Annotated in this window: 23 protein-coding genes; 6 read left to right on the top strand and 17 right to left on the bottom strand. The window is 38.0% G+C overall.

The window, feature by feature from the left end:
• Positions 1-53: 53 nt before the first annotated feature.
• From B7698_RS07985 to ruvB, 6 genes are all read right to left on the bottom strand, one after another.
• The gene (locus B7698_RS07985) at positions 54-1,907 is read right to left on the bottom strand and encodes a proline--tRNA ligase (protein WP_084865196.1); all 1,854 of its coding nucleotides are present in this window, start codon (positions 1,905-1,907) and stop codon (positions 54-56) included.
• 12 nt (positions 1,908-1,919) lie between these two features.
• A complete protein-coding gene (gene rseP, locus B7698_RS07980) occupies positions 1,920-3,179 on the bottom strand; it encodes an RIP metalloprotease RseP (protein WP_084865195.1) in 1,260 nt (419 codons plus the stop codon).
• A 21-nt stretch (positions 3,180-3,200) separates the two neighbouring features.
• Positions 3,201-4,004 (bottom strand): phosphatidate cytidylyltransferase, encoded by an 804-nt coding sequence (locus tag B7698_RS07975; RefSeq protein WP_084865194.1) that lies wholly within the window; start codon positions 4,002-4,004, stop codon positions 3,201-3,203.
• An 8-nt stretch (positions 4,005-4,012) separates the two neighbouring features.
• Positions 4,013-4,771 carry an isoprenyl transferase gene (locus B7698_RS07970; protein ID WP_084865193.1) on the bottom strand — a complete coding sequence of 253 codons (759 nt, stop codon included), beginning with the start codon at positions 4,769-4,771 and terminating at the stop codon, positions 4,013-4,015.
• A 335-nt stretch (positions 4,772-5,106) separates the two neighbouring features.
• Positions 5,107-5,679 (bottom strand): nucleotidyltransferase family protein, encoded by a 573-nt coding sequence (locus B7698_RS07965; protein WP_084865192.1) that lies wholly within the window; start codon positions 5,677-5,679, stop codon positions 5,107-5,109.
• Positions 5,660-6,658, bottom strand: a complete 999-nt coding sequence (gene ruvB / locus B7698_RS07960; protein ID WP_084865191.1) for a Holliday junction branch migration DNA helicase RuvB — start codon at positions 6,656-6,658, stop codon at positions 5,660-5,662. Before ruvB ends, B7698_RS07965 begins: the two co-directional genes overlap by 20 nt.
• Positions 6,659-6,791: 133 nt before the next feature.
• Between ruvB and B7698_RS07955 the strand changes: the two genes are divergently transcribed.
• Positions 6,792-6,884 carry a type I toxin-antitoxin system Fst family toxin gene (locus B7698_RS07955; RefSeq protein ID WP_000970382.1) on the top strand — a complete coding sequence of 31 codons (93 nt, stop codon included), beginning with the start codon at positions 6,792-6,794 and terminating at the stop codon, positions 6,882-6,884.
• A gap of 733 nt (positions 6,885-7,617) precedes the next feature.
• Here B7698_RS07955 and B7698_RS07950 read toward each other — a convergent pair.
• The 11 genes from B7698_RS07950 to B7698_RS07900 all read right to left on the bottom strand — a co-directional run bounded on the left by B7698_RS07950 (position 7,618) and on the right by B7698_RS07900 (position 19,994).
• The gene (locus B7698_RS07950) at positions 7,618-8,034 is read right to left on the bottom strand and encodes a GNAT family N-acetyltransferase (protein WP_084865190.1); all 417 of its coding nucleotides are present in this window, start codon (positions 8,032-8,034) and stop codon (positions 7,618-7,620) included.
• 11 nt (positions 8,035-8,045) lie between these two features.
• Positions 8,046-8,741 (bottom strand): GNAT family N-acetyltransferase, encoded by a 696-nt coding sequence (locus B7698_RS07945; protein WP_084865189.1) that lies wholly within the window; start codon positions 8,739-8,741, stop codon positions 8,046-8,048.
• 109 nt (positions 8,742-8,850) lie between these two features.
• Complete coding sequence (gene leuS / locus B7698_RS07940; protein ID WP_084865188.1) at positions 8,851-11,352, bottom strand: leucine--tRNA ligase; 2,502 nt, start codon at positions 11,350-11,352, stop codon at positions 8,851-8,853.
• Positions 11,353-11,697: 345 nt separating this feature from the next.
• Positions 11,698-12,786: a glycerol dehydrogenase gene (locus B7698_RS07935; protein ID WP_001217826.1), complete on the bottom strand. Its 1,089-nt coding sequence runs from the start codon at positions 12,784-12,786 to the stop codon at positions 11,698-11,700.
• 17 nt (positions 12,787-12,803) lie between these two features.
• Positions 12,804-13,472 carry a fructose-6-phosphate aldolase gene (locus tag B7698_RS07930; protein ID WP_000395421.1) on the bottom strand — a complete coding sequence of 223 codons (669 nt, stop codon included), beginning with the start codon at positions 13,470-13,472 and terminating at the stop codon, positions 12,804-12,806.
• A gap of 18 nt (positions 13,473-13,490) precedes the next feature.
• Complete coding sequence (locus B7698_RS07925; protein ID WP_000247406.1) at positions 13,491-15,929, bottom strand: glycyl radical protein; 2,439 nt, start codon at positions 15,927-15,929, stop codon at positions 13,491-13,493.
• A 161-nt stretch (positions 15,930-16,090) separates the two neighbouring features.
• On the bottom strand, positions 16,091-17,380 hold the full coding sequence (locus B7698_RS07920; RefSeq protein ID WP_001096818.1) for a PTS sugar transporter subunit IIC: 1,290 nt from the start codon (positions 17,378-17,380) through the stop codon (positions 16,091-16,093).
• Positions 17,381-17,396: 16 nt separating this feature from the next.
• Complete coding sequence (locus tag B7698_RS07915; RefSeq protein WP_000238723.1) at positions 17,397-17,705, bottom strand: PTS sugar transporter subunit IIB; 309 nt, start codon at positions 17,703-17,705, stop codon at positions 17,397-17,399.
• Positions 17,706-17,738: 33 nt separating this feature from the next.
• Positions 17,739-18,059 (bottom strand): PTS lactose/cellobiose transporter subunit IIA, encoded by a 321-nt coding sequence (locus B7698_RS07910; RefSeq protein WP_000402908.1) that lies wholly within the window; start codon positions 18,057-18,059, stop codon positions 17,739-17,741.
• Between the two features lie 195 nt (positions 18,060-18,254).
• Positions 18,255-19,235, bottom strand: coding sequence for a sugar-binding transcriptional regulator (locus B7698_RS07905; RefSeq protein WP_084865187.1), 981 nt, complete (start codon positions 19,233-19,235; stop codon positions 18,255-18,257).
• A gap of 12 nt (positions 19,236-19,247) precedes the next feature.
• On the bottom strand, positions 19,248-19,994 hold the full coding sequence (locus tag B7698_RS07900; protein ID WP_000824973.1) for a DeoR/GlpR family DNA-binding transcription regulator: 747 nt from the start codon (positions 19,992-19,994) through the stop codon (positions 19,248-19,250).
• Between the two features lie 121 nt (positions 19,995-20,115).
• Here B7698_RS07900 and B7698_RS07895 point away from each other — a divergent pair, with 121 nt between their 5' ends.
• The 5 genes from B7698_RS07895 to B7698_RS07875 all read left to right on the top strand — a co-directional run bounded on the left by B7698_RS07895 (position 20,116) and on the right by B7698_RS07875 (position 26,021).
• Positions 20,116-20,892 carry a glycyl-radical enzyme activating protein gene (locus B7698_RS07895; RefSeq protein WP_000406173.1) on the top strand — a complete coding sequence of 259 codons (777 nt, stop codon included), beginning with the start codon at positions 20,116-20,118 and terminating at the stop codon, positions 20,890-20,892.
• A gap of 174 nt (positions 20,893-21,066) precedes the next feature.
• A complete protein-coding gene (locus B7698_RS07890) occupies positions 21,067-22,716 on the top strand; it encodes a sensor histidine kinase (RefSeq protein WP_078228265.1) in 1,650 nt (549 codons plus the stop codon).
• The gene (locus B7698_RS07885; RefSeq protein ID WP_000475407.1) at positions 22,709-23,479 is read left to right on the top strand and encodes a response regulator transcription factor; all 771 of its coding nucleotides are present in this window, start codon (positions 22,709-22,711) and stop codon (positions 23,477-23,479) included. The genes B7698_RS07890 and B7698_RS07885 overlap by 8 nt, the downstream gene beginning before the upstream one ends.
• Positions 23,480-23,771: 292 nt before the next feature.
• Positions 23,772-24,812 carry an ABC transporter substrate-binding protein gene (locus B7698_RS07880; RefSeq protein ID WP_084865186.1) on the top strand — a complete coding sequence of 347 codons (1,041 nt, stop codon included), beginning with the start codon at positions 23,772-23,774 and terminating at the stop codon, positions 24,810-24,812.
• Positions 24,813-24,974: 162 nt separating this feature from the next.
• Positions 24,975-26,021 (top strand): ABC transporter substrate-binding protein, encoded by a 1,047-nt coding sequence (locus B7698_RS07875; RefSeq protein ID WP_000731167.1) that lies wholly within the window; start codon positions 24,975-24,977, stop codon positions 26,019-26,021.
• Positions 26,022-26,028 lie beyond the last annotated feature (7 nt).

Raw genomic sequence — 26,028 nt, 5'->3', positions numbered from 1 at the left:
ACAAGGTAAAAACTAGTTACATTTTTTCCTTGTTTTTCTTCTGATTATAGTTTTTATTTCTTGCCGAGAATTTCAAGCGTTTCAAGCACGTTATCTGCATGAACTTCGATAGTATCACCAGTCGCTTTAATCTTAACTTCTACGATGCCATCGGCTGCTTTCTTCCCAACAGTGATACGGATTGGCAACCCAATCAAGTCGCTATCACTGAATTTGACTCCGACACGTTCGTTACGGTCATCTGTCAAGACTTCGTAACCAGCTTCCATCAAGCTTGCTTCAAGCTTTTCTGTCAAGGCTTGCGCTTCATCATCCTTGACATTGACAGTGATCAAGTGCACATCAAATGGTGCCAACTCTTTAGGGAAGTTGATTCCCCAAGCGTAACGGTATTCACCTTTTGGTGTTTTGTTAACAAAGAGGCGAGCGTGTTGCTCCATCACTGCTGAAAGGAGACGGCTGACACCGATACCGTAACATCCCATGATAATTGGCACAGCACGGCCATTTTCATCCAAAACATCTGCTCCCATGCTTGCTGAATAGCGAGTGCCGAGTTTGAAGATGTGACCAATTTCGATACCACGCGCAAAGTTAAGGACTCCTTGCCCGTCTGGGGAAATTTCACCTTCACGAACTTCACGTATATCCACATATTCTGCAGTAAAATCACGGCCTGGGTTCACACCAGTCAAGTGATAGCCATCTTCGTTAGCACCGACAACTGCATTATGGACATCTTGCACCTTACGATCTGCAATAATTTTAACATTCTCTGGCAAACCAACTGGTCCAAGTGAACCAAAACCTGCTTGAACAAGATTTGCCACTTCTTCTTCACTTGCAACGTCAAAGAAATCTGCTCCCAAGTGGTTTTTCAACTTGACTTCGTTGAGTTGGTCATTTCCAACTAGAAGGGCCGCAACAAGCTCACCATCTGCCATGTAGAAGAGAGTTTTAATTGTTTGTTCTTCTGGAACATTGAGGAAGGCTGCAACTTCATCGATTGATTTAACATCTGGTGTTGCAACACGAGTCACTTCTTCTTCAGCGACAACACGGTTGCTTGGTTTGTACTCGTTTGTTGCCATTTCTAAGTTAGCCGCATAGCTAGATTCACTTGAGTAAGCAATGGTATCTTCACCAGAGACCATCCATTTAAGCAATTCTGCCTTGATTTCTTCTTGCACTTCTGCAGGAATTTCGTCAAATGAGGCAACTGACTTGTCCAAGACAACCCAGCGGTCAAGGTCTGTACGAGCAGGTGTAATGGCCATAAATTCTTGGCTGTCCTTACCACCCATGGCTCCACCGTCACCAATGATAGCCTTGAAATCTAAACCACTACGAGTGAAAATACGCTCATAAGCAGCCTTGTACTCATCATAAACACTGTCCAAACTATCATAGTTAGCGTGGAAACTGTAAGCATCTTTCATGATGAACTCACGTGTACGAAGAAGTCCATTACGTGGGCGTTTTTCATCACGATACTTAGGCTGGATTTGATAAAGATTAAGTGGCAATTGCTTGTAAGACTTAACAGAATCACGGACAATAGCTGTAAAGGTTTCTTCGTGAGTTGGACCTAGAATGAAGTCTGATTTTTCACGGTTTTTTAGTTTGTAAAGGTCCTCACCATAAGTTTCGTAACGACCTGATTCGCGCCACAATTCTGCACTGAGAAGGGCTGGAGCTAACATCTCAACGGCACCAATCTTGTCGAATTCTTGGCGCATGATATTTTTAGCTTTTTCAATCACACGGTTGGCAAGTGGTAGGTAAGAATAAACACCTGCTGAAACTTGACGAACATAACCAGCTCGCAACATAAGAGCATGGCTGATAACTTGAGCATCGCTTGGCATTTCGCGAAGCGTTGGGATAGGCATTTTACTTTGTTTCATAATATTCCTCGATTATCTAAAAAAGAGTCGCATAATGTCATTCCAGGTCACAGCAATCATCAGAACAACCATGATGACCACTCCGGCCAAGGTGACATAGGTTTCAATTTCTTGTTTCAATGGTTTGCGGCGAATGGCTTCTAGGATATTGAGCACAATCTTACCACCATCCAGGGCTGGAATCGGAATAAGATTAAAAATCCCGATATTGATGGAAATCACAGCTAGGAAGTAGAGGACATTCTCAAGACCATTTTTAGCAGCATCACTACTTGCCTTAAAGATGGCAACAGGGCCACCTAGCTTATTCAAATCCGGTTGGAAAATCAGATTTTTCAGTTCTGAGAGAATTCGGAGAGCCGAGTCAGCAGCAGTTGTAAAACCACCTACAAACATGGATAGAAAATCTGACTTAATTCCCGGTTGAACACCTAGAAGGTAACGGCCTTGACTTTCTTCTGGGGTAACCGTAACTTGTTTGTCACTACCATGTTCAACAATAGTCACATCCAAGGTCGGGGCCGTCTTATCTTTGGTTTCTGATTCCACAGCCTGAATCAAACTTTCCCAGTTGCTAACCTCATGTGAGCCGATCTTGGTAATTTGTGCCGTTTCTGGTACTCCTACCTTAGCCAAGGCCCCTTGGGGCATGACATGGAACTGGTTTGTATCAACATCTCTAACACCACCCTGCATAAAGATTAAAATCCAAAAAACAACGACACCTAAGATAAAGTTGTTCATAGGACCTGCAAAGTTGGTAATCAGTTTCCCCCAGATAGTCGCATTTTGATATTGAACATCTAAAGGTGCAATCCGAACCTCAGTACCATCTGCTTCCACAACCGTTGCATCGTGATCCACTGCAAAAGTTTTTTCTTCTTCCAGAACCAATCCTTTGATAAAGAGCTTGTCTTCAAAGTCAAACTGGGTCACCTGCATAGGAAGAGCTGTTTGATCCAATTTTTTACCTGAAAGATTGATGCGTTTAACCTTACTATCATCAGTAAGGGTCAAACTGACAGGAGTTCCTGTCTTAATTTCAGTTGTATCATCACCCCAACCAGCCATGCGAACATAGCCACCCAGAGGCAAGATTCGAATGGTATAGGCCGTCCCATCCTTGCCAATGTGAGCAAAGATTTTGGGTCCCATACCAATGGCAAATTCACGCACTAGAATCCCTGATTTCTTGGCAAAGTAGAAGTGTCCGAACTCGTGCACCACTACAATAATCCCAAAAACCAGAATAAAGGTTAAAATTCCGAGCATAGTATTTCCTCCGTCTTTTGATTAAAAGAGTCCAAATAAGTGCATGATTGGAAATACAAGCAACATACTATCGAAACGATCCAAAACACCACCATGTCCAGGGATAAATTTCCCTGAATCCTTGACACCAAAGTGACGCTTGATCGAACTTTCTAGTAAATCACCAAATTGGCCAGCAATGCTAAAGAAAATAGCAAAAACTGACATCTTGTAAATTCCATACGGAAGAGCAACTGTACTGTCAAACATCATAAAGATGATGGTTACTAAAATCGCACCTAAAATACCACCCAAGGCACCCTCAAAGGTTTTATTTGGAGAAACCGTTGGAGCCAGTTTCCGTTTCCCAAAGTTCATCCCAGCAAGATAGGCACCACTGTCGGTAGCCCAGACGATACACAAGGCCAAGAGAGCCTTATCCAAACCTGCAACGCGAGCATCTAGTAAAGCATTAAAACCAAAGCCTACATAGAAACTCATAGCAAGAGGGAAAACAGCGTCCTCAATCGTATAAGACTTGCTAAAAACGGTCGTTCCTAACATGATTGAAATCAAAACACTATAAGCAACCACATTCCCATCAACTGGCAAAAAAGTCAGGTAATTCTCCAAGGGAATGGTCAAGGCAAAGGTTGCAAAGAGGGTCAAGAGTCCCTCCATAGTCATGGTCTCTAGACCTCTCATCTTCAAAAGTTCATGCATGGCTAGCATGGCTATAATTCCAATTGCAATCTGAAACAAGAGTCCCCCAATCATTAAAATTGGTAGGAAAATAGCCAGGGCAATCCCTGCAAACAAGGTTCTTTTCTGTAAATCCTGTGTCATATTTCCTCCTAAACTCCTCCAAATCGGCGATGGCGACGATTGTAGGCAAGAATGGCTTCCTGCAAGGCCGCTTCGTCAAAATCAGGCCACAAGGTATCTGTAAAATAGAGCTCACTATAGGCTCCCTGCCATGGAAGGAAATTACTCAAACGCAATTCTCCACTAGTACGGATAATCAAGTCCGGGTCTCGTAACTCCTTAGGTAAATGCTGGGTAAAAAGATAATTACCAATCAATTCCTCTGTGATGTCACCTGGGTTGATTTTGGCATCTAACACGTTCTGAGAAATCAACTTAAGAGCCTGTGTAATCTCAGCACGTCCACCATAGTTGAGGGCAAAATTAAGAATCAAACCTGTGTTGTTCTTAGTCAATTCCTCAGCCTTGGTCAGAGCTTCAAAGGTTTGCTTAGGCAGGCGGTCTGTCTCCCCAATCATTTGAATCTTAACATTATTAGCATGCAATTCCGGGACATAATTATCATAAAACTCTACTGGCAAGTTCATGATAAACTTGACTTCCTGATCTGGGCGGGTCCAGTTTTCTGTAGAAAAAGCATAGACCGTAATAACCTTAACGCCTAGTTTGTTGGCTGCCTTGGTCACAGTTTGCAATGCTTCCATGCCCGCCTTGTGTCCAAAAACTCGCGGTTGCATACGTTTTTTAGCCCAACGGCCATTGCCATCCATGATGATGCCAATATGAGCAGGAACCTGTGTCGGAACCTCTACTTCCACAGCCTTATCTTTCTTAAAAAATCCAAACATGATCTTATTCCTATTCAAAAATCTATCGTTTCATTATACCATATTTCCCTATTTTCTTCTATCACTAAGCTATTTATACTCTTCGAAAATCTCTTCAAACCACGTCAGCTTCACCTTGCCGTACTCAAGTACAGCCTGCGGCTAGCTTCCTAGTTTGCTCTTTGATTTTCATTGAGTATTATTCTCAGGCACAAAGCCCATTTCCAAAAAAATAAGCCGCCTGATTGGGCGACTCTATTTTTTATAGGGAGATTATTATGAAAAAGTTTTAGGAGTTTAAGTTAAGGTCTTCTTAACTTATGGACTTAGTATACACTTCCTAGCTTAAAGTTTCCTTAAGTATTTTTAAAAATCAAATTTTTCCATTTTTCCTGCCAATTTTTCTTGGATAGACGTGTTCGATAAAGTTTCATTCTGTCTTGATTCTCTAAAAAATGAGGAGTTGGACGAACTTGAAAATTCAAAATATCCTCCAAACCATAAGGTACATAGAGCTCAAAATCGGATTCTTCATTCAAGCGCAGTCCAACTGCCGTACAACGTTCTGGATACTTACTCATAGCATCACGGGAACTAGTATAGGGAGCAGTATGAGGGCTGTGCTGGTGCATATAGACCTGATTTTTCAACTCCCACTGGTACTGAGGAAAGTCCTCTCTCAATTTTTTCTCTAGAGACAAGGTTTCCTCATAAGAAATATCTGGATTAAAGAAAATCACATCTACATCTGTTTCACAGTCAAAAGGGGATTTGTCTGACAAGAGATTCCAGATAAAATTTCTGACAGAACCTGCTGCCAACCAGGAATCTGTCAACTCCAAGTTTCGGATGACAGTCAGAATAGCCATCATATCTGGATTTTTTCTAAAAGCCTCTAGAATTTCTTGCTCATTTTTCACTGTATTCATAACCTAAATGCTCATATGCCTTAGCAGTCGCCACCCGTCCAGACCGTGTCCGCATGATAAAACCTTTTTGAATCAAGTAAGGCTCATACATATCTTCAACTGTCTCACGTTCTTCTGCTATGTTAACAGAAAGAGTTCCTAGACCAACAGGACCACCACCGTACATCTCAATCATGGTGCGAAGGATTTTTTGATCCACATAGTCCAAACCTTCATGGTCAACATCCAGCATAGTCAAAGCCCTATCGGTAATAACATCATCGATAACCCCATTCCCCATTATCTGGGCAAAATCGCGCACACGCTTGAGGAGTCGATTGGCAATACGAGGGGTCCCACGACTACGTAGAGCCAACTCAGACGCTGCCTCATGAGTGATTTCCATCTCAAAAATATCTGCCGTCCGCTCGACAATTTCTGTCAAATCAGCATGAGCATAATACTCCATATGACCTGTAATCCCAAAACGTGCCCGTAGTGGATTTGAGAGCATACCAGCCCGAGTCGTCGCACCAATCAATGTAAAAGGTGGTAACTCCAAATGAACACTGCGACTGCCTTCACCAGCCCCAATCATGATATCAATGTAGAAGTCCTCCATGGCACTATAAAGCACCTCCTCCACCGACATTGGCAAACGATGAATCTCATCAATAAAGAGAACATCCCCAGGCTCTAAGTCATTCAAAATCGCTACCAAATCACCGGCTTTTTCAATGACTGGACCCGAAGTCTGCTTGAGATTTACACCTAGTTCGTTGGCAATAACAAAAGCCATGGTCGTTTTTCCCAAGCCTGGAGGGCCAAATAAAAGCACATGATCCAGCGCTTCATCCCGCATTTTGGCAGCTTCTATAAAGATTTGAAGCTGGTCCTTGACCTTATCCTGCCCAATATATTCACGTAAATACTGAGGACGGAGCGTGCGTTCTACTAACTCCTCGTCCCCCATTATCTCATTATCTAAAATTCTACTCATGGCTCTATTATATCAAAAAACCAAGCCACAAACAAAAAAGCCACCCGATTGGGTGACTCCAGAGTTTAGCACCTATGTGGTATAACATTCTACGGCACTGCTACACCGCCTACGAAAGGAGGTGAGATAGCCCATGATGGAACTAGTACTCAAAACTATCATCGGACCAATTGTGGTCGGTGTCGTTCTTCGCTTAGTCGATAAATGGCTAAACAAGGATAAATAGTGTCAAAAAGACCCCTAGCTTATTTGGTCGTGAGCTTGGGGCCTTTTCTAGCCTATGATATAGAACTAGTACTCAATTCCTTTTTATTATCCCATAGTTCACAAAATTTTTCAAAGGTTTATATTCGTGGCTTTTCAAGCTTTAACCGCTGTACAACAATATGATGACTCACTCCTTGAAAACCAAGAGCATTATTACAGTAGTTCTAGTCCTTCAATTAACAGTCACTTAAATTCAAAGTAAGGTTGAAGTAGCTGAAGCGACAACAGACCTATTTCTTAGTCATATTCGCTAAAAAGATTCCCTCCAATTCCCCGACCAAAATCCGAAAAATACCTGAAAATATCGGAAAATGATTTTTAGAATAGTCCCCAAAAGCCTGAAATAGAGCCAAAAAACTCCACCAGTTTCGGTGGAGTTAAGGGAGATTATTATGAAAAAGAAAAGTTTAGGATTTTATTAAATAAAGTTAGGAGGTCTTTATTTAATAACTATATGTTACAAGACAAAGCTTAAAACTAGCTTAACTTTTCTCAGATTTTACTATTTTGCAAAAAATTTCTATTACCATCACCTCACCCCACAAAAAAGTCACCTGATTGGGTGACTTCATTAGGAGATTATGATGAAAAAAAGTTTTAGGATTTCATTAAATAAAGTTAGGAGGTCTTTATTTAATGACTATATGATACTAGACCATCCTTAAACTTTGCTTAAGAAAAAACAAGTTTTGTTATTTTTTTCGATTCGCCCAAGTCATCCCTATACAATTATAGGTGGATAAGATTTCAAAGCCCATAGAACGATAAAATCCCACGTTTTTTTCTGTCTCTTCTGTCACCAGCTGGACTTGATAGGCATCTTTATAATCTTCTAAAGCCTCTTTCATCAAGGCGCTACCAATCCCTTGACGCTGATAGATTGGTAAAACAATTAAATCCTGAACCAATACTGATGAGAATCCATCTCCAACCAAACGAATCAAGCCCACCACAGCATCGCCATCAAGTGCCACATAAATCGCTAATGAATGAGATAAGGCCTGCTCCAGCATCTGAGGTTGATGGGTATAATTTGTCCAACCGACAGCCTGATAGAGATGCAAAACATCCTCTAGCTTGACAATTTCTTGCTTTTTAATAGTAATCATCTCAACTCCTCTTAAAGTTCTCTCAAGCTCTTGTACTGTCGTCCATTTTGGTCAAAATTTTCAGGATGCAACCATGTTTCCAAACGAGATTTGACTTGGGGCCAGTCCTTATCAATCATAGACAACCAATCCGTATCCCTCGTACGCCCCTTATAAACCACTGCCTGACGGAAGGTTCCTTCGTAGACAAATCCCAAACGCTCCGCAGCTCGTCTTGATGGCAGGTTAAGAGCATCGCATTTCCATTCATAGCGACGATAGTTCAGCTCTTCAAAGACATAGCGAGCTAGGAGATACTGGGCTTCTGTTCCTATCCATGTCCCTCTGAGCTCTGGAGAAAAAGTGACTGCTCCGACTTCTATTACTCGGTTATTCTGGTCAATGCGCATGAGAGAAAAAGTTCCCAAAGCCTTACCAGTTGCCTTGTCTATGATTGCATAGTAAAAACGGTCCTTACGAGCCAACATCTGATTTAAAAGGCTGACCAGTTCCTCCATGTCTGCTACTGGCTCCTGAAAGAGGTAAGTCCACATCTCCCGAGGCGTATCAGGGCCATAAACAGCTAGCAAATCTTTCGCATGCTTTTCTACCGATAGAGACTCTATCCTAGCATAACGCCCTTCTAAGAAATCAATAGAAGGCAGTGTACCGGATGTATAACCTTCCATTGACTCCCCAATCATCTGACCATATTCATTTACTGGCATAGTATTCTCCTTGTTTCACTTTTCAAACTTTATAGTTGCCCATAGTATATCATACTTTCATAAGAATATTCAAAAAATCCTCCAGATTCTACTCTGAAGGATTCCTATCTTATTTCGTAACAATATTAACGAGTTTATTCGGTACCGCAATTACTTTTACGATTTCCTTACCGTCAATTTCTGCTTTGACTTTTTCATCAGCCAGAGCGATTTCTTGCAATTCTTCGCGTGATAGGTCTTTAGCAACCATGAGTTTAGCACGGACTTTTCCTTTGATTTGGACGACGATTTCGATTTCGTCTTCAACTAATTTGCTTTCGTCCCATGTTGGCCAGGCCACGTAAGAGATTGACTCACCTGTTGCTGCAACAGTTTGCCAGAGTTCTTCTGCCAAGTGAGGAGCAAATGGGGCAATCAATTGGATAAATCCTTTGGCGTAGTCTACATAAAGTTTTTCTTCCTTGTTAGCTGCGTTGACAAACACCATAAGTTGGGCAATGGCTGTGTTGAATTTCATAGACTCGATTTGCTCAGTAACAGCTTTGACCGTTTCGTTGTAAACCTTGTCGAGAGCGCCATTGTTTTCCGCAAGGATTTCTTTACTTGTAATCAAACGGTAAACACGATCCAAGAATTTACGGCTTCCTTCCAGACCTTCTTCTGACCAAGCAATCGAAGCATCAAGTGGTCCCATAAACATTTCATAAACACGAAGGGTATCAGCACCGTATTGTTCCACAACATCATCTGGGTTAACAACGTTCTTGAGGGACTTAGACATCTTGGCTGGTGCTTGCTCCAACTCTTCCCCTGTTTCCACATGGAAGAAAGAACCGTCACGTTTTTCAACCTTATCAGTCGCCACAAGAGCCCCACGGTGGTCACGGTAGCTTGTTCCCAAAATCATTCCTTGGTTAAAGAGTTTTTGGAATGGTTCCTTAGTTGGAACAACACCGAGGTCATAGAGGAATTTGTGCCAGAAACGAGCGTAAAGCAAGTGAAGAACAGCATGCTCTGCACCACCCACGTAGATATCTACTGGCAACCATTGTTTGAGAAGGTCCTCATCAGCCAATTTCTCAGTATTGTGTGGATCAATATAGCGGAGGTAATACCAGCTTGAACCTGCCCATTGTGGCATAGTATTTGTTTCACGACGACCTTTAACACCATCTTCACGAGTCACTTCAAGCCAGTCTGTCAAGTTAGCTAGTGGACTTTCTCCAGTACCTGAAGGGCGGATGTCCTTGGTTACAGGCAAGACAAGTGGTAATTCACTTTCAGGAACGGTTGTTGAAGTTCCATCTTCCCAATGAATGATAGGAATTGGCTCACCCCAGTAACGTTGACGGCTAAAGAGCCAGTCGCGGAGACGGTAGGTAACCTTCTCTTGTCCACAGCCTTTCTCTTCCAACCAAGCCACAATCTTGGCAATAGCGTCTTCTTTGTTGAGTCCATCTAGGAAGTCTGAATTGACATGAAGGCCATCTTCTGTGTAGGCAGCTTCTTCAACGTTTCCACCTTCAAGTACTTCGACGATTGGAAGGTCAAATTGTTTGGCAAATTCCCAGTCACGTTGGTCATGGGCAGGCACAGCCATTACCGCACCTGTACCATAGCTAGCAAGAACATAGTCCGCAATCCAGATTGGAATTTCCTTGCCATTGACAGGGTTGATGGCATAAGCACCAGTCCATACACCAGTTTTTTCTTTGGCAAGGTCGGTACGAGCTAAGTCAGACTTGAGGCTAGCTTGGTGTTTGTAGTCTGCAACTGCATCAGCTTGCTCTGGGCTTGTGATGGCGTCAACCAAGTCATGCTCAGGAGCCAAAACAGTGAAAGTCGCACCGAAAAGGGTGTCCGGACGAGTGGTAAAGACTGTGAATTCCTTGTCTGTTCCCTTAACTTTAAAAGTTACATTAGCACCAGTTGATTTACCGATCCAGTTGCGTTGCATGTCCTTGATAGACTCTGGCCAATCAAGTTCATCTAAGTCGTTAAGCAAACGCTCCGCATAGGCCGTGATTTTGAGCATCCATTGACGCATTGGTTTGCGGACAACTGGATAGCCTCCACGCTCAGACGTTCCGTCAGGAAGGACTTCTTCGTTGGCAATGGCTGTTCCCAATTCCTCAACCCAGTTTACTGGCACTTCCGCTTCATAGGCCAAGCCTTTTTCGTAAAGCTTAGTGAAAATCCATTGCGTCCACTTGTAATAGTTTGGATCTGTGGTGTTGACTTCACGATCCCAGTCGTAAGAGAATCCAAGCGCATTGATTTGACGTTTGAAGTTAGCAATGTTCTCAGCTGTAAATTCTGCTGGGTCATTTCCAGTATCCATAGCGTATTGCTCTGCAGGCAAACCAAAAGCATCCCAACCCATTGGGTGAAGAACATTGTAGCCTTGCGCACGTTTGTAGCGGCTGAGGATATCGGTTGCGGTATAACCTTCTGGGTGTCCTACGTGCAGACCAGCTCCAGACGGATAAGGGAACATATCAAGAGCATAAAACTTCGGTTTTGAGGCATCTGTTCCTGTCTTAAAGGTATGATGTTCTGCCCAGTAGCCCTGCCACTTAGGCTCAATTTCTTTATGATTATAAAAACTCATGGTCTCTCTCCAATTTTGTGATGTTACTATTATACCATTTTTGAGGGAATTTGAAATGTGTTAAAAGAAAAAACTGTATACTGTATTTCATTAATTTTGATGGCTCTGAATTGCTCTATCACCCACTTTTTTATCCTATATGCGGGAAATCAAGAGCAAAACAAGAAGCTTATCTCTTATAACACAAAACACTAATTTTAGACCGAAGATACGACTGGAATGCTAATTAATGTATTTATAATAAATAGCCGACAACCTATGTCGCTTTTTGATTTATGAAGAACGTCGAATTCAATACGAGGATCAATAAAAGACTACCATTTGGAAAACAGTAGTCCTTATTGTTTATTTTGAATTTACATAGGCGTCTACAGCGATGATAGCTTGAGCAACATCTGAAGGCGAAATCTTAAACGGCATCTGATGGATTGTCTCACCCTCCATAGTTGCTTGTTTACCAACTTTTATTAAATCATCATATCCAACTTGATCTAAATGCATTTCTTTTAGAGTTGTTGGCATACCAATTTTTTTGTAAAACTCAATATACTTATCAAGTTCTTCTTTAGGTCTATTTTCCAATAATAGTTGTACCAAAGTTCCATAAGCTACTTTTTCACCATGTGTTAAATGATGAATGTCACCTGTCAATGCAGTAAAACCATTATGAATTGCATGCGCCGCAGCTAATCCTCCACTTTCAAAACCTAGGCCACTCAATAAAGTATTAGCTTCAACAATATTTTCTAATGCTGGTGTCACCACTTTAGCTTCACAAGCTGCCATAGCCTGTAAACCATCTGCAAACAGCGTTTCTTCACATTTCTTCGCAATTGCAACTCCAGCCAACGTTTGCTGTTGTCCCAACATAGTTTTTCCATTTGCCTGCATAACCGCACGCGCCTCAACCCAAGTTGCTAAACCATCTGCAATACCAGATGCTAATAAACGCTTAGGGGCTTGTGAAATAACTTTTGTATCAACCAAAACTAAATCTGGATTTTTAGAATAAAATAGATAATGATCAAATGCACCTTCATCTGTATAAATAACAGATAAAGCAGATACAGGTGCGTCGGTCGATGCAATTGTTGGAGCAATAATAACAGGCTTTTCAATTAAATCTGCAATAGCTTTTGCGCTATCAATCGTCTTTCCCCCACCAAGACCGATAATACTATCACAATTTTCTTTCTCAGCCAAGGCAACAACTCGATTGATTTCATTGTCAGAAGCTTCACCATTAAATAGCGTCAGAACAATATGGAAACCATACCTATGTAGGTAATCTTCAAATCGTTTTCCAACAATATCATAAACCAACTGATCGCATAATAGAATAGGACGATTTCCCAAATCCAAAATTGATTTGGCATTTTCAAACAAGGCATTTTCCCCCTGAATATATCTAGAAGGACTAGCAAAAATTCTCATATGTATCTCCTCTCTATCTAAATGGAACGACTATTTTGAATAACAAACCAATCGTCAGAAAAATCATCAACCGCCTTTTGGATAGATGGCATGGCGAAAGCTGATTCAAAAACATCTGCTCCTGCTGTAACAGCATGCGCACCTGCAGCTAAAGAATTATTTACTTGTGCTACATTTTTAAAGGATGCAGCTAAAATCTTACTAGGAGAGTTCTGTCTATCAATAGCAAGAGCTAATTGACGAATGACAGAATTTGAATCAATGTTCAGATTTTCCATCCTATTATAATATGGAGCTAGGTAATCCGCTCCTGCTTCGATAGCTAAGAATCCCTGAATAACCGTATAAATAGCTGTTGCAGTGATATGGTAGCCCTCTTTTTTTAGCACCTTTATTGCACGTAATCCAGCTGGAGTAACAGGTACTTTGATAAATACATCATCTCCTGCTTGTCCTCGAATTTCATGAGCATCCTTTAAGATGCCTTCAAAATCTTGAGAAATCACCTGAACATGAATAGAGGGTGCAGAGCCAATCAATTCTCTTACATCTTTGATTCGTTCAAAAAAATTAATAGAACCCTCTCTTTTTGCAATAGTGGGATTTGAAGTTACCCCAGCTAGCGGTAAAATTTCAGACCATTTTTTAATCTCATCTAAATTTAATGTGTCAAGCATAAATTCCATAAAAAGAACCTCTTTATTTTACAATGTATGCTCAGTACGTCCTATAATATCATCTTGGGTTGCCTTAGAAAGAACATTGAAGAATGCAGAGTATCCTGCAACACGAACAATTAAATCTCTGTGTTTTTCAGGATGTTTCTGAGCGTCAATCAACGTCTCTCTGGAAACAACATTGTATTGAATATGGTACCCATGTAAACGATTAAAGAATGTTCGTAACAAAGCAATTAGTTTTAATTTATCTTCTTCTTTGGCTAACGTTTGAGGATTTACTTTCTGATTTAAGAGAACCCCACCTACGATTTCATCTGTTGGTAATTTTGAAACAGATTTTAAAACAGATGTAGGGCCGTGTTGATCCATATTATGTGATGGTGAACAACCCTCTGCTAACGGTGTACCCGCGTTGCGTCCATCTGGCGTTGCTAATGTTCCACGTCCCTGTCCTACGTTGGCTGAGATAGAAGATGTTCCTGAATAACGAATTCCTCCAATAGGACCTCTTCCATAACGTGTATTAGGATATTTAGCAATTTCATCAACATAAATGTCATAAGCAGCAGTAACCAATTTGTCGGCATAATCATCATCATTACCGTACTTAGGTGCATCATGAATCAACATTTCTTGAATGACCTTACCTTCTTCCCCGGCATAATCTGTTTCCAGTGCATGCCAAAGCTGACTTGGGCTTATACGTTCTTCCTCAAATACCAATTTTTTAATTGCAGCTAATGAATCCGACAAATTTGCAATTCCAACTTGCAAACCTGATATATAATCATATACTGCTCCACCTTCTTTAAGGTGTTTTCCACGACCAATACAATCATCAGTCAATGCTGAACATAGAATATCAGGAACTTCTCGTTCCAATGATAAATCAATAGAATTTTCAACAATAACACTCATTCGTGTCAAATATCTTAGTGTTTTATCCCAAGCATTTTCTAATTCAGAAAAGTTCTTCATATCCTTAAAATGACCAAAGCTTGGTGCAAACCGTTTACCCGAAGCCGGATCAATTCCATCATTCATCGTGATAAGTAGAACCTTAGGGAAGTTCATATAACTCATACCTGTGCAACGATAGCCCCATTTCCCTGGAACTGCCGTTTCAACACATCCAATGGCACTGTAATCATAAGCATCATCTTCCAATACTCCTTTTGCAATAAAAGAAGGAATAATAATCTCATCATTATTAAATGCAGGCATACCAAAACCAAGTTTCATCACTTCAATACACTCATTCATGAAACGAGCATCTAAACCTGCATGGTAACGTACAGTTAGATTAGGTTGCGGTAGATGGGTTTGTGCAACTGATTTTAATACCAAATAAGATAATGGGTTAACAGCATCCTTCTTATCTCGAGTCTGTCCACCAATGGTAACATTTTGATATAAAGGACTTCCTGCTGAAGAAAATGTATGTGCTTGACTGCGAACCTTATTAATTGTAATTGTCTTAATCCAAAGATTTGTCAGACGTTCAACAATGCTATCTTCTGTTTCTTTACCACTTTCTAAATCAGCCTTCATATATGGATACATATATTGATCAAAACGACCATATGAAAGAGAGTGGCCATTAGATTCAATTTGTAAAATACATTGAATAAACCAAACTGATTGAATAGCTTCTGCAAAAGTAGTTGCCGGTTCATATGGGACTCTAGAGCAAATATCTGCAATCTCAAGTAATTCTTTCTTACGTTTAGGATTTGCATTTTCGGCTAAATTTTTAGCAAGAGCAACAAAGCGATTTGCATATACTTTAATAGCATCGATTACGATAAATATAGAGTCGTAAAAATGATATTTATCAATACTTGCTGGATCTGTTAAATCTAGAGCTGCTTTCGCTTTACGAGCTCGCTCTTCAAAACCTCTTAAACCAAATTGCAACAGTTTCTGATAGTTAACTGCTAAGTGAGCATCTCCAGAATTCATCTTACCTTCCATACCGAAGAATCCTGTTTCCATATAAACAGACACTTCTTCAGGTAACAAGGCACCAGCTCTAGCACGTAAATTATTATTTTCCCAAAACGGAGCAATACTTCTAAGTTGTTCTTTTGTTTCTTCAGTAATATAGAAAACATCTCCATCACGCTTTTCAAAAAGATCCAACTCATTGAGAACAAATTCTAGCGTATATTCTGGAAAAATAGGAGCATCTTTATTGGAAGAAGCTTGATTTCCCGCAATCATAGATTCTTCTTCGATATAGATAGTCATATTTTCCAAAATTTCTTTCAGCATATAGGCGCGTTTTAGGACATTAGGTTGTTCCTTATATCGATCATAAGCGCGTGTTGCTAGAACCGCTCTCTCAGCATCAATATAAGGTTTTTTATTTAAAACATCTTCTCGATATTTGTTCATCCTTTCAGTAAGGCTACCAAAATATTCTGTCTTAATTGTCGTTCTTGCTACTTCTTTATTTACCATAATAAGCGCCTTTCTTTCGAAAATATTTTTGTTTCTTTCGAAAATATAATACCTGGTTTTTTAGAAAATTTCAAGCTTTTAACTAGAAAAACTTTAACTCTCTAATTTTTAGCACAAATGTGTGTGTTTAATGATAATACACAAATGTTTTTTTAGAATTATCATGCTTCATTCTGACAAGCTAAACGATCCTGTACTTTAAAGAATGGGAAATAAACTAATGTAGACATCGCTAATATCACCAGCTGAGTAATAACTCCTTGCCATCCACCAACCATAAATCCTGATATAATAGCTGGGGTGCTCCAAGGTAATGTGACTCCTGAAAATGGCTGCATGAAACCTGTTGCAATAGCTCCATATACTATAACAGCTGCAAGTACAGGAACAAGAATGAAAGGTACAAACATAACTGGATTCATGACAATCGGAAATCCAAATACAACTGGCTCATTTACGTTAAATATTGCTGGAAAAGCTGCTACTTTCCCTAACGCTTGGTACTGTTTAGATTTTGATGCAAAAAGCATCGCAACTACAAGTCCAAACGTAATTCCTGAACCAGATAGAATTAAAAATGAATCTAAAAATTGTTGAGTAACAATATGTGCACCATTTTCTAATGATAGATTCCCAGAGGCTAACATAGCTTTATTAGCATCAAGATTAGATAAAAGCAGAGCTGTCACTACTCCATTTACTACCGATTGTCCATGAACACCAAACCACCACAAAAATGATATAAAGAATGCAATTCCAATTGCACCATACAAAGATCCAGTTAAACCTTGCAATGGAACTTGAATAGCAGAATAAATCATTTCTATGAATGTTCCGCCATTAGTCAATGAGCTCGCTAAAATATATACAATCATAGAAAGTAAGAAAATTACAAATGCTGGAATCATTGCTTCAAACTGTTTCGCAATAGCTTGTGGAACTTGTTCTGGCATCTTAATAACAATTTTTCTCTTTATAAAGAAGGTATAAATGCTTCCTACTACCAAACCTATAATGATAGCACCGATAATTCCTTGACCTCCAAACCAAACTTTACTAATAGCATCCCCAATTGCCTCACCTTGTTTAGGGATATAAGATGATCTTAGCAAAATAAAGAATGCAGATACAGATAGAACCCCAGCTGGCAAAGCCTCTACTCCGCTATTCTTAGCATAAGAATAGGCAATTGAAAAACAAGAAATTAGACCCATAATCGCAAAAGTTCCTGAATATACTTGCATAAACGGCTCTGTCCAATTTGCTCCAAATACACTAGCAATGCTCTTGTTTAATCCTTCAAATGGCAATTGTCCCATAATCAAGAATAAACTACCAACTACTGTCAATGGCAAAATTGCTAACATACCATCTTTTAGAGCTATAATACCACGCATATTCACAAACTTCATCATAGGTGCAATGATTTTTTGAACATCCATCTTTGCCATAATAAATCTCCTTTTCTTACCCACTAATCAAAGATAGGGCCAAATCTAATACTTTTTTCCCATCTAACATACCATAGTCCATCATCGGAATAACAGCTATCGGAACATCACACTTATCACAAATTTCTTTTGATTTATCTAATGTATAAGCAACTTGAGGCCCCAACAGTGCAACATCTAGATTTGGGGCATAATCCGCTAATTTAGACTGAGAAAACGCCTCTATTTCTGCCTCAACTCCACTAGATTGCGCTGCAATTTTCATATTATTTACAAGCATACCAGTAGAAAAGCCTGCTGCACAAAACAAACCAATCTTCACCATTATATTTTCCTCCTCTATGTTAATACTCTAGTATTATTTTTTGTGAAGTTCTTTTCTCAAACTAATAATTTCTTTGATTAAATTAATCTCCGTCATACTAGTCATGAGATGATCTTGTGAATGAACAAAGAGAGCTGTTATTTCTGTCTTTGTACCAGACGCTTCCTGTGCCAAGAATTTTGTTTGTAGATTATGGGCTTCTAATAAGGCTGCATCAGCTAACTGGATTTCTTCTTCACATCGTTCACATGTACCGTTTTTTATATAATCTAACGCTTTATAAATATGTTGTTTCGCATCGCCAGCATATAAAATTAAACCCATGATAATTTGATCTGGAACAATAATTTCCATAAATTCCTCCTCATTTCACTATGTAAAAAGCTTTTTCATTTGAAATTTTAAAATTTTCTTTTGTAACTATAGAATACAACTACATAATAAACTTGTCAATCTAAAGACAACAAATAAACTATTTTTATTTATATAAGCACAAATGTGCAATTGATTAAAAAGAAAAAACGATAAACTGATATCAGTCTATCATTTTCACTCGCATAAAATATTTCGAAAAGAAAAATCACCATCTTCTTCTAAAACTTTTAAAATTGTATTTTTATCTGTAATCAGATGATTTACTAGATTAGCACGCAATACAGAAAGAATCGCAGATACTTTCGTATCACCATAAGCAACAGCTAAACTTTGAGGAATATTTTTTAAATCTTCCAAAGAGATTGCTATCGTTCTTTCCTGTAAGTTCTCATAAACTTCTTTACCTTTTGAATCAAAGAATCGACAACAAATTTCCCCTACAGTTTTAACTTTTGTCAATTCTTCAAAGTCATCCTCTGTAAGCATGTCTAACCATTGATGTTTTCCTTTATTACTAAAATCACCAATCCCAACCACAACTATATCTAAATCTTTCCAACTATTTTTCAAATCTTCAAAATATCTTGATTGCAAAATACCATCTGCTAACAATTTATTTTCTTGCACAATTGTTGCATTCATAAATGTACACTCTCCATGAAATTTTCTAGACATTTCATAAATCAGTGTATTCACATGGTATTTAGCGTGTATGTGACTAGGACCACCTGCTAGAGGATAGAAGTGAACATTTCGAACACTTTTGCTGTGGATTAAATCTACTAAATTACTTAAACTTTTTCCCCAAGAAAAGCCAATTTTCATATTATCATCAATTAAATTCCTAAGGACACCTGCTGCAACTTGAGAAATTCTTTCAGATAAAATTGTTGGATTGTCATCAAATTCATTTGGAATAATTTCTAAACTTTCCAGACCATATTTTTCTTTTACATAATTTTCCAACTTAAACATATTGGTATCAAAATTCTCTATTTCAATTTTAACAATTCCTGCATTCCTTGCTTCTGTTAACATTCTACTAATAGAGGTTCTATAAATTCCTAATTTTGCTGCTATTTGTGACTGATTTAAGTTTTCAATATAATACAGATAAGCAATTTTAGAGAGCAGTTTATTCCTATCTTGATTCATACACTTAACCTCTTACGAAACTACCTTAACCATTATCCCAGCATTTTCTAATGTAGCTATATTTTGTTTAGAAAGTTTTTCGTCTGTTATTACTTCATAGACTTGACTTAAAGCAAATCTTCTTACTGTACCCCTTTTATCAAATTTACTTGAGTCAGTTAGCACAATGACTTTATCCGACGCTGCTGAAATATATTGAACTACCTCACTGCGCATTAAATCTTTTCCTGTAAAGCCCATCTCTTTATCGTAGCCATCTGTCCCAACAAAAGCTTGACGCACATGAAAAGTCTGTATCATTTCTTTTAATAAAGGTCCTACGGTAACCTGTGAATCTTTCTGAAACTCTCCACCAAGAACAATAACACGACATGAATCATAACCTCTTACAAAATTTGCTATAAAAAATGAATTTGTTACAATAGTGACATTTCTTTTTTGCTTGCAAATTTCCTCAGCAAGTAAAGCACAGGTTGAACCAGATTCTATCATTATTGTTTCATTATCTGATACCAATTTTACTGCTTCTTGAACAATTTTTCTCTTAATTTCATAATTAATTGACAAGCGTACATTTAAGTCATCTCCACTATTTAACACAGCATATCCATGCTCTCTGTGTAATAAGCCTTTTGACTCTAATTTATCTAAATCTTTTCTAATCGTTACTTTCGATACATTTAATTTTTCCGATAATGTATTAACATCAATCTTTTCATATTCTGATACTAATTTAATAATTTGTTCCAATCTTTTCATTTTACACCTCCGTTTTATTCTACCAAAATAAAAAGCAAAAAACAACAAATTAAACTTTCGTTCGTAATTGTTTTTCTTTCGTTTTTGTGATAGGATAGAATTATAAAGAGGAGGAACTCTTATGGAAATATCTAAAGGAATTATTTTTAATATTCAACACTTTTCAATTCATGACGGTCCGGGTATTCGTACAACTGTTTTTTTAAAAGGATGTCCTCTGCGCTGTCCATGGTGTTCTAATCCTGAATCTCAAAGAATGAAACCTGAAAAAATGAAAGATGCTCAACGAGAAAAATTCACTTTAGTAGGTGAAGAAAAAACTGTAGAAGAAATTATTACAGAGGTATTAAAAGATAAAGAATTTTACGAAGAATCCGGTGGAGGTTTAACTTTATCAGGGGGTGAAATATTTGCTCAGTTTGAATTTGCTAAAGCCATCTTAAAGTCAGCTAAAGAACATCACATACACACTGCCATTGAAACTACTGCCTTTGTTGATCATGAAAAATTTGTTGATTTAATCCAATATGTGGATTTTATCTACACAGACCTAAAACATTATAATTCTATAAAACATAAAAAAGTGACTGGAGTTTTTAATCAAATGATTATTAAAAACATTCATTATGCTTTTTCTCAACATAAAACTATCGTTTTAAGAATCCCAGTTATCCCTGATTTTAACAATAGTTTAGAGGATGCAGAAGAATTCGCTACTCTATTTAACTCATTAAATATCGACCAAGTTCAACTACTCCCTTTTCATCAATTTGGTGAAAACAAATATCGTTTATTAAATCGGAAATATGAAATGGATGGAGTCAACGCACTTCATCCTGAAGATCTTATTGATTATCAAAAGGTATTTCTGAACCATCATATTAATTGTTATTTCTAGTTCATTTCCTTGAAATGCTCTAGCTATTTGCAGATAACAAGCATCTATAATACATACTTAACTTTTCAAAAGGTTTAGCTAAAAAATTTTAGCCAAACCTTTTCTATTTTACCTTGCTCTAGAATTTTTAAACTGCTATACTTATAACAGAAAACCCTTCCAAGGAGGTAGCGGATGTCTCATTCCTTTAAAAAATCTCTCCAAAAAGAAATTCTCCATAGAAGCTCTATCGCAGCCTTTATGACCTCTCTTTTACTACTCATTTTACTTTTTGGTTTTTCCTATTTTTTACAAAAGCAACAACTCTCCAAAGACACGAGACAGATTGTCAAACAAGTTCAAGAGATGAAAGAAGCAAATAATGAGCTCCTGACCACTATGAACTATAAAATGATTCCTGGATTTTTGGATGGCAAACACACAGAGAGAGAAGTCTTTAGCTTATTTTACGAGACAAAAGCTAAATTAAAACTTAGTTCTGACCTCATTATCCTAAGTGATACAGGTGAATTACTATTTAGTACCAATCGCAATCATCAAGAAAGTATTTTATCTCCCTACTATCTAAAACTGCTCATTCAAAATCCTTCTCAAGAAAAAGTTACAGAAAAAATTGCACTCTCTTCAGATAAGCAACATTACACACTCTTTATCAAACCACTACTTCAAAACCAACGAGTTATAGCCTATACGATTGCTTTCGTAAATGAGAATGATTTCATCTCAAGTTTCCCAATGATAAATTCTAAATACATCATTACCGATAGCTTTGGAAATATGTTTTCCAACAATACAAACCAGTTCACTCGCTCTACTCTTGAAAAATTTGATGAAAAACTCCTACACTCTCGTACCCACTGGTATGAGAATGAACCGCTTATTGTTCAAAAAGAAAAAGTCGGTGCTATTTTTTCAATCTATACTTTTCAATCCTTTTTTCCTATTCCTAGCTTACTCGGCCTAGCCTCCATTCTCACCTTATGTATATTCTTCCTCTACTTCTGGCAAGCAAGACGAATTGCTCATAAGATTGCTACACACAACGCTGTTCCTATTGAAAGCTTAGTTTACCAACTTCAAGAAATTCCCAAACAAGCAGAAAAAAGACTTTCTCTACAAACAGGTGATGAGTTTGAATTTATGGCCGAAAAAATTAATAATATGTTGTATGAATTAGATCAACTTCATCAGAAAATGTTGACCATCGAAAAAGAAAAGTGGATTTTTGAAAGAAAAATGCTGGAAGCTCAGTTCAATCCTCATTTTCTCTACAATACGCTTGAGACAATTAAAATTACTTCTTTAATGGATGCAGCTCTCACACAAGACCTGATTCAAAATCTCACGCGCATTCTTCGCTACAGTATCACCGATTTAGAAAAAGAAACAACCATTTGCCAAGATTTAAAGATTATAGAGGATTACCTTATTATTCATAAGATTCGTTTCGAGCACTTTTCCTATGATATTGTCTGCCCAGAAACTATCGATAATCAACCTATTCCTAAACTTTTCTTGCTTCCTCTAGTAGAAAATGCTATAAAATATGGGATGCAATACCGTATTGATCTTCATATTGATATCCAAATTACCTTGGAAGCAGATTCTCTAACTTTTTTAGTCAAGGATAATGCTGGAGGACTCACAAAACAAGAGCGACTCGCTATTTTAGACTCTTTAGAAAGCCCTCATACCCAGCATGGCATCGTTAACAGCTATAAACGATTGAGCAATTTCTTTTCTGATGTCCAGCTAGATTTAGGAGTCAATCGCCAAGGAGAAACTTGGGTCAAATTTATAACGAAAGGACTAACTCATGTTTAAGCTCATTATCGTAGAAGACGAACACCTCATTCGAAAATGGCTAGAGATTGCCGTAGACTACTCTGCCTTAGGTATCCAAGTAGTAGGAACTGCCAGTCACGGTCAAGAGGGAATGAAACTCATCCAAGAAAAAGAACCTCATATTGTCTTAACAGACATCACAATGCCAATTATGGATGCTTTTATGATGTTCGAAGCCACTCGTACTCTCTCCTATGAAAAAGTTATCTTATCAGGTTATAACGATTTTCAAAATGCCAAAAAAGCCATGCAATATGGGGCAGTTGATTTCTTATCCAAACCAATTGATACCAAGGAGTTGACAGAATGTCTTCAAAAAATTGTTTTGCGATTACGAGTTAGCACTCGTCAAGAAACTCCTTTTTTAGAAGAATATCAAACTTTACTTACCTCTATCCAACAAATTGATACACAAAACCAAATCATTCAGCAAATTCTTGAATTTGTTCATCAACACTACTGTATGCACTTTACCATTTCTAGCATTGCAGAGAATCTAGGGTATAGCGAAAGTTATCTATATAAGGTTATCAAAGAAGACTTCCCAATGACGCTAAATGAATATATCTTACGCTACCGCCTCAAGCAAGCTATAGATAAAATGGCTGAATCCCCCAATTCCCCCCTAAGCGATATCTCTGAACAAATTGGATTTTCAGACTATAAATATTTTGCAAAAGTTTTTAAAAAGTATCTCCATATTTCTCCAAAAGAATTAAAACTCATGGATAAAAACCATTGATGTAAAAGGATTGCTCAGCTCAGGCAATCTTTTTATTTTGTGCTTTTACCCAATGAAAATCAAAGTGCTAACTACTCAAATCATAGCTTTGAGATTGCAGATAAAGCGACGTGTTTTGAAGAGTATTACCATCAAAATCTCAGCTACAATTCACCCATCCTTGCTCTAGGAACCCATTTCCTATTTCCCGTTTTAGATTTCTTTAAGGTTTTTATTATATCCTGTAGAACTCTACAATTTAAAAACATTAACAATCTAGGTAGAGAAATTGTTCGTAAAAAAGGAGATACTTATGAAAAAAATACTATTCTTTCTCTCTTGTGGATGGATATTCCTTTCTTTATCAGGATGTTCTTCACCTATAGAAGCAGAAACTAGCGCTGAAAAAGATTCAGATAACACTTTGGTTGTCTACTCGCCTAACCCTGAAGACCTTATCGAAGAAACAATCCCTTCCTTCGAAGAAAAATATGGTATTAAGGTTGATTTAGTACAAGCCAGCACTGGTGAATTATTCAAAAAAGCTGAGGCCGAAAGAGAATCCCCAGTAGCCGATGTCATTTTCGGAGGCTCCTACGCCCTCTTCTCTTCTAACGAAAAACTTTTTGAACCTTATATTTCTCAAGAAAACGACCAGATAATCCCTGAATATCAAAATAAAACTGGATTCTACACCCCTTACACACTGGATGTCAGTGTTATCATTGCCAATTCATCCCTTACAAAAGATATTAAAATTGAAGGCTACAATGATCTACTCAATCCTAAATTAAAAGGAAAAATTGCTACTGCTGATCCAAGTAATGCTTCTAGTGCCTTTGCTCAATTAACAAACATGCTTGTAGACCAAGGTGGATACGAAAATGAACAAGCTTGGACCTATGTAAAAAATCTATTTACCCTAGTAGATGGAAAGATTGCATCTAGTTCTTCAAATGTTTACAAAGCTGTCGCCGATGGGGAAATGGCTGTTGGACTCACCTATGAAGATCCTGCTTTAAAACTCTTAAATGATGGGGTTGATGTAAAAGTCATTTATCCAAAAGAAGGAACCGTCTTTTTACCTGGTAACGCAGCTATCGTCAAAAATGCCAAACACATGGAAAACGCTAAGAAATTTATCGATTTCCTCCTTTCTCAAGAAATCCAAGATAAGCTAGGAACTGAAACAACAATCAGACCCATTCGTAAAAATGCTAAAACCAATAAAAATATGAAGGCTATGACAGAAATCAAGATTGCCACCGAAGATTCCGATTATGTCATTAAAAACAAATCCGCTATTCTTAAAAAGTACAATGATATTTTCACAGATATTCTATCTAAAAAATAAAATTTGATTTCCCAATGATTAACTGTCGCACCCTACTATAAAATCAAAAAGATTGCTTCCGTTTTTGTAGAGAATTTTACTCTAATAGAATAGAATTATCGGTTTTAAAAACGCTTACATTATTTTAAAATAAACTTAAATAACATAACGGAGGTATCCATCATGAAAAAGAAATGGATGTATTATGCTGCTTGCGGACTAGCTCTTTTTGGTCTTGCCGCTTGTTCTTCTAGTGAATCTGCCGATGACAGTTCATCTGATAAAGGAGACGGCGGTTCGCTAGTCGTTTATTCACCAAACTCAGAGGGCTTAATTGGAGCAACTATTCCCGCCTTTGAAGAAAAATACGGTATTAAAGTAGAACTGATTCAAGCTGGTACTGGAGAACTTTTCAAAAAACTAGAGTCAGAAAAAGAAGCTCCTGTAGCCGATGTTATCTTTGGTGGTTCTTATACACAATATGCTACCCACGGAGAACTCTTTGAAAACTATACTTCAAAAGAAAATGATAATGTTATCAAAGAATATCAAAACACAACTGGCTACTCTACTCCTTATACACTAGATGGTAGTGTTTTAATCGTCAATCCTGATTTAACGAAAGGCATGAACATCGAAGGATATAGCGACCTTCTCAAACCTGAACTAAAAGGAAAAATCGCAACTGCTGACCCAGCAAACTCTTCTAGCGCCTTTGCTCAATTAACAAATATGCTACAAGCTCAAGGTGGTTACAAAGACGATAAAGCTTGGTCTTATGTAAAAGATCTCTTCACACTTATTGATGGTAAAATCGGTTCAAGCTCATCTGGTGTCTATAAAGCAGTCGCTGACGGAGAAATGGCTGTTGGTCTCTCTTATGAAGATCCAGCAGTTAAACTCTTAAATGACGGAGCTAACATTAAGGTAGTCTATCCAAAAGAAGGAACAGTCTTCCTACCTGCTAGTGCTGCTATCGTTAAAAAAGCTAAAAATATGGAAAATGCCAAGAAATTTATCGATTTTATTATCTCTCAAGAAGTACAAGATACACTTGGTACAACCACTACTAACCGTCCTGTTCGTAAAAATGCTAAAACGAGCGAAAATATGAAACCAATTGACAAAATCAAAACACTCACTGAAGATTATGATTATGTCATCAAGAATAAATCAGATATCGTTAAAAAATACAACGAAGTCTTTACAGATATCCAATCTAAACAGTAAAAGAGGT

Source organism: Streptococcus mitis (genome assembly GCF_002096855.1).
GTDB lineage: Bacteria > Bacillota > Bacilli > Lactobacillales > Streptococcaceae > Streptococcus > Streptococcus mitis_Y.
This window is presented reverse-complemented; position numbering and strand designations above follow the sequence as displayed.

Bases quoted from the DNA above. Each gene is read 5' to 3' on its own strand.
- B7698_RS07985 (WP_084865196.1), bottom strand. From the start codon at position 1,907: ATGAAACAAAGTAAAATGCCTATCCCAACGCTTCGCGAAATGCCAAGC.
- rseP (WP_084865195.1), bottom strand. From the start codon at position 3,179: ATGCTCGGAATTTTAACCTTTATTCTGGTTTTTGGGATTATTGTAGTG.
- B7698_RS07975 (WP_084865194.1), bottom strand. From the start codon at position 4,004: ATGACACAGGATTTACAGAAAAGAACCTTGTTTGCAGGGATTGCCCTG.
- B7698_RS07970 (WP_084865193.1), bottom strand. From the start codon at position 4,771: ATGTTTGGATTTTTTAAGAAAGATAAGGCTGTGGAAGTAGAGGTTCCG.
- B7698_RS07965 (WP_084865192.1), bottom strand. From the start codon at position 5,679: ATGAATACAGTGAAAAATGAGCAAGAAATTCTAGAGGCTTTTAGAAAA.
- ruvB (WP_084865191.1), bottom strand. From the start codon at position 6,658: ATGAGTAGAATTTTAGATAATGAGATAATGGGGGACGAGGAGTTAGTA.
- B7698_RS07955 (WP_000970382.1), top strand. From the start codon at position 6,792: ATGATGGAACTAGTACTCAAAACTATCATCGGACCAATTGTGGTCGGT.
- B7698_RS07950 (WP_084865190.1), bottom strand. From the start codon at position 8,034: ATGATTACTATTAAAAAGCAAGAAATTGTCAAGCTAGAGGATGTTTTG.
- B7698_RS07945 (WP_084865189.1), bottom strand. From the start codon at position 8,741: ATGCCAGTAAATGAATATGGTCAGATGATTGGGGAGTCAATGGAAGGT.
- leuS (WP_084865188.1), bottom strand. From the start codon at position 11,352: ATGAGTTTTTATAATCATAAAGAAATTGAGCCTAAGTGGCAGGGCTAC.
- B7698_RS07935 (WP_001217826.1), bottom strand. From the start codon at position 12,786: ATGAGAATTTTTGCTAGTCCTTCTAGATATATTCAGGGGGAAAATGCC.
- B7698_RS07930 (WP_000395421.1), bottom strand. From the start codon at position 13,472: ATGGAATTTATGCTTGACACATTAAATTTAGATGAGATTAAAAAATGG.
- B7698_RS07925 (WP_000247406.1), bottom strand. From the start codon at position 15,929: ATGGTAAATAAAGAAGTAGCAAGAACGACAATTAAGACAGAATATTTT.
- B7698_RS07920 (WP_001096818.1), bottom strand. From the start codon at position 17,380: ATGGCAAAGATGGATGTTCAAAAAATCATTGCACCTATGATGAAGTTT.
- B7698_RS07915 (WP_000238723.1), bottom strand. From the start codon at position 17,705: ATGGTGAAGATTGGTTTGTTTTGTGCAGCAGGCTTTTCTACTGGTATG.
- B7698_RS07910 (WP_000402908.1), bottom strand. From the start codon at position 18,059: ATGGAAATTATTGTTCCAGATCAAATTATCATGGGTTTAATTTTATAT.
- B7698_RS07905 (WP_084865187.1), bottom strand. From the start codon at position 19,235: ATGAATCAAGATAGGAATAAACTGCTCTCTAAAATTGCTTATCTGTAT.
- B7698_RS07900 (WP_000824973.1), bottom strand. From the start codon at position 19,994: ATGAAAAGATTGGAACAAATTATTAAATTAGTATCAGAATATGAAAAG.
- B7698_RS07895 (WP_000406173.1), top strand. From the start codon at position 20,116: ATGGAAATATCTAAAGGAATTATTTTTAATATTCAACACTTTTCAATT.
- B7698_RS07890 (WP_078228265.1), top strand. From the start codon at position 21,067: ATGTCTCATTCCTTTAAAAAATCTCTCCAAAAAGAAATTCTCCATAGA.
- B7698_RS07885 (WP_000475407.1), top strand. From the start codon at position 22,709: ATGTTTAAGCTCATTATCGTAGAAGACGAACACCTCATTCGAAAATGG.
- B7698_RS07880 (WP_084865186.1), top strand. From the start codon at position 23,772: ATGAAAAAAATACTATTCTTTCTCTCTTGTGGATGGATATTCCTTTCT.
- B7698_RS07875 (WP_000731167.1), top strand. From the start codon at position 24,975: ATGAAAAAGAAATGGATGTATTATGCTGCTTGCGGACTAGCTCTTTTT.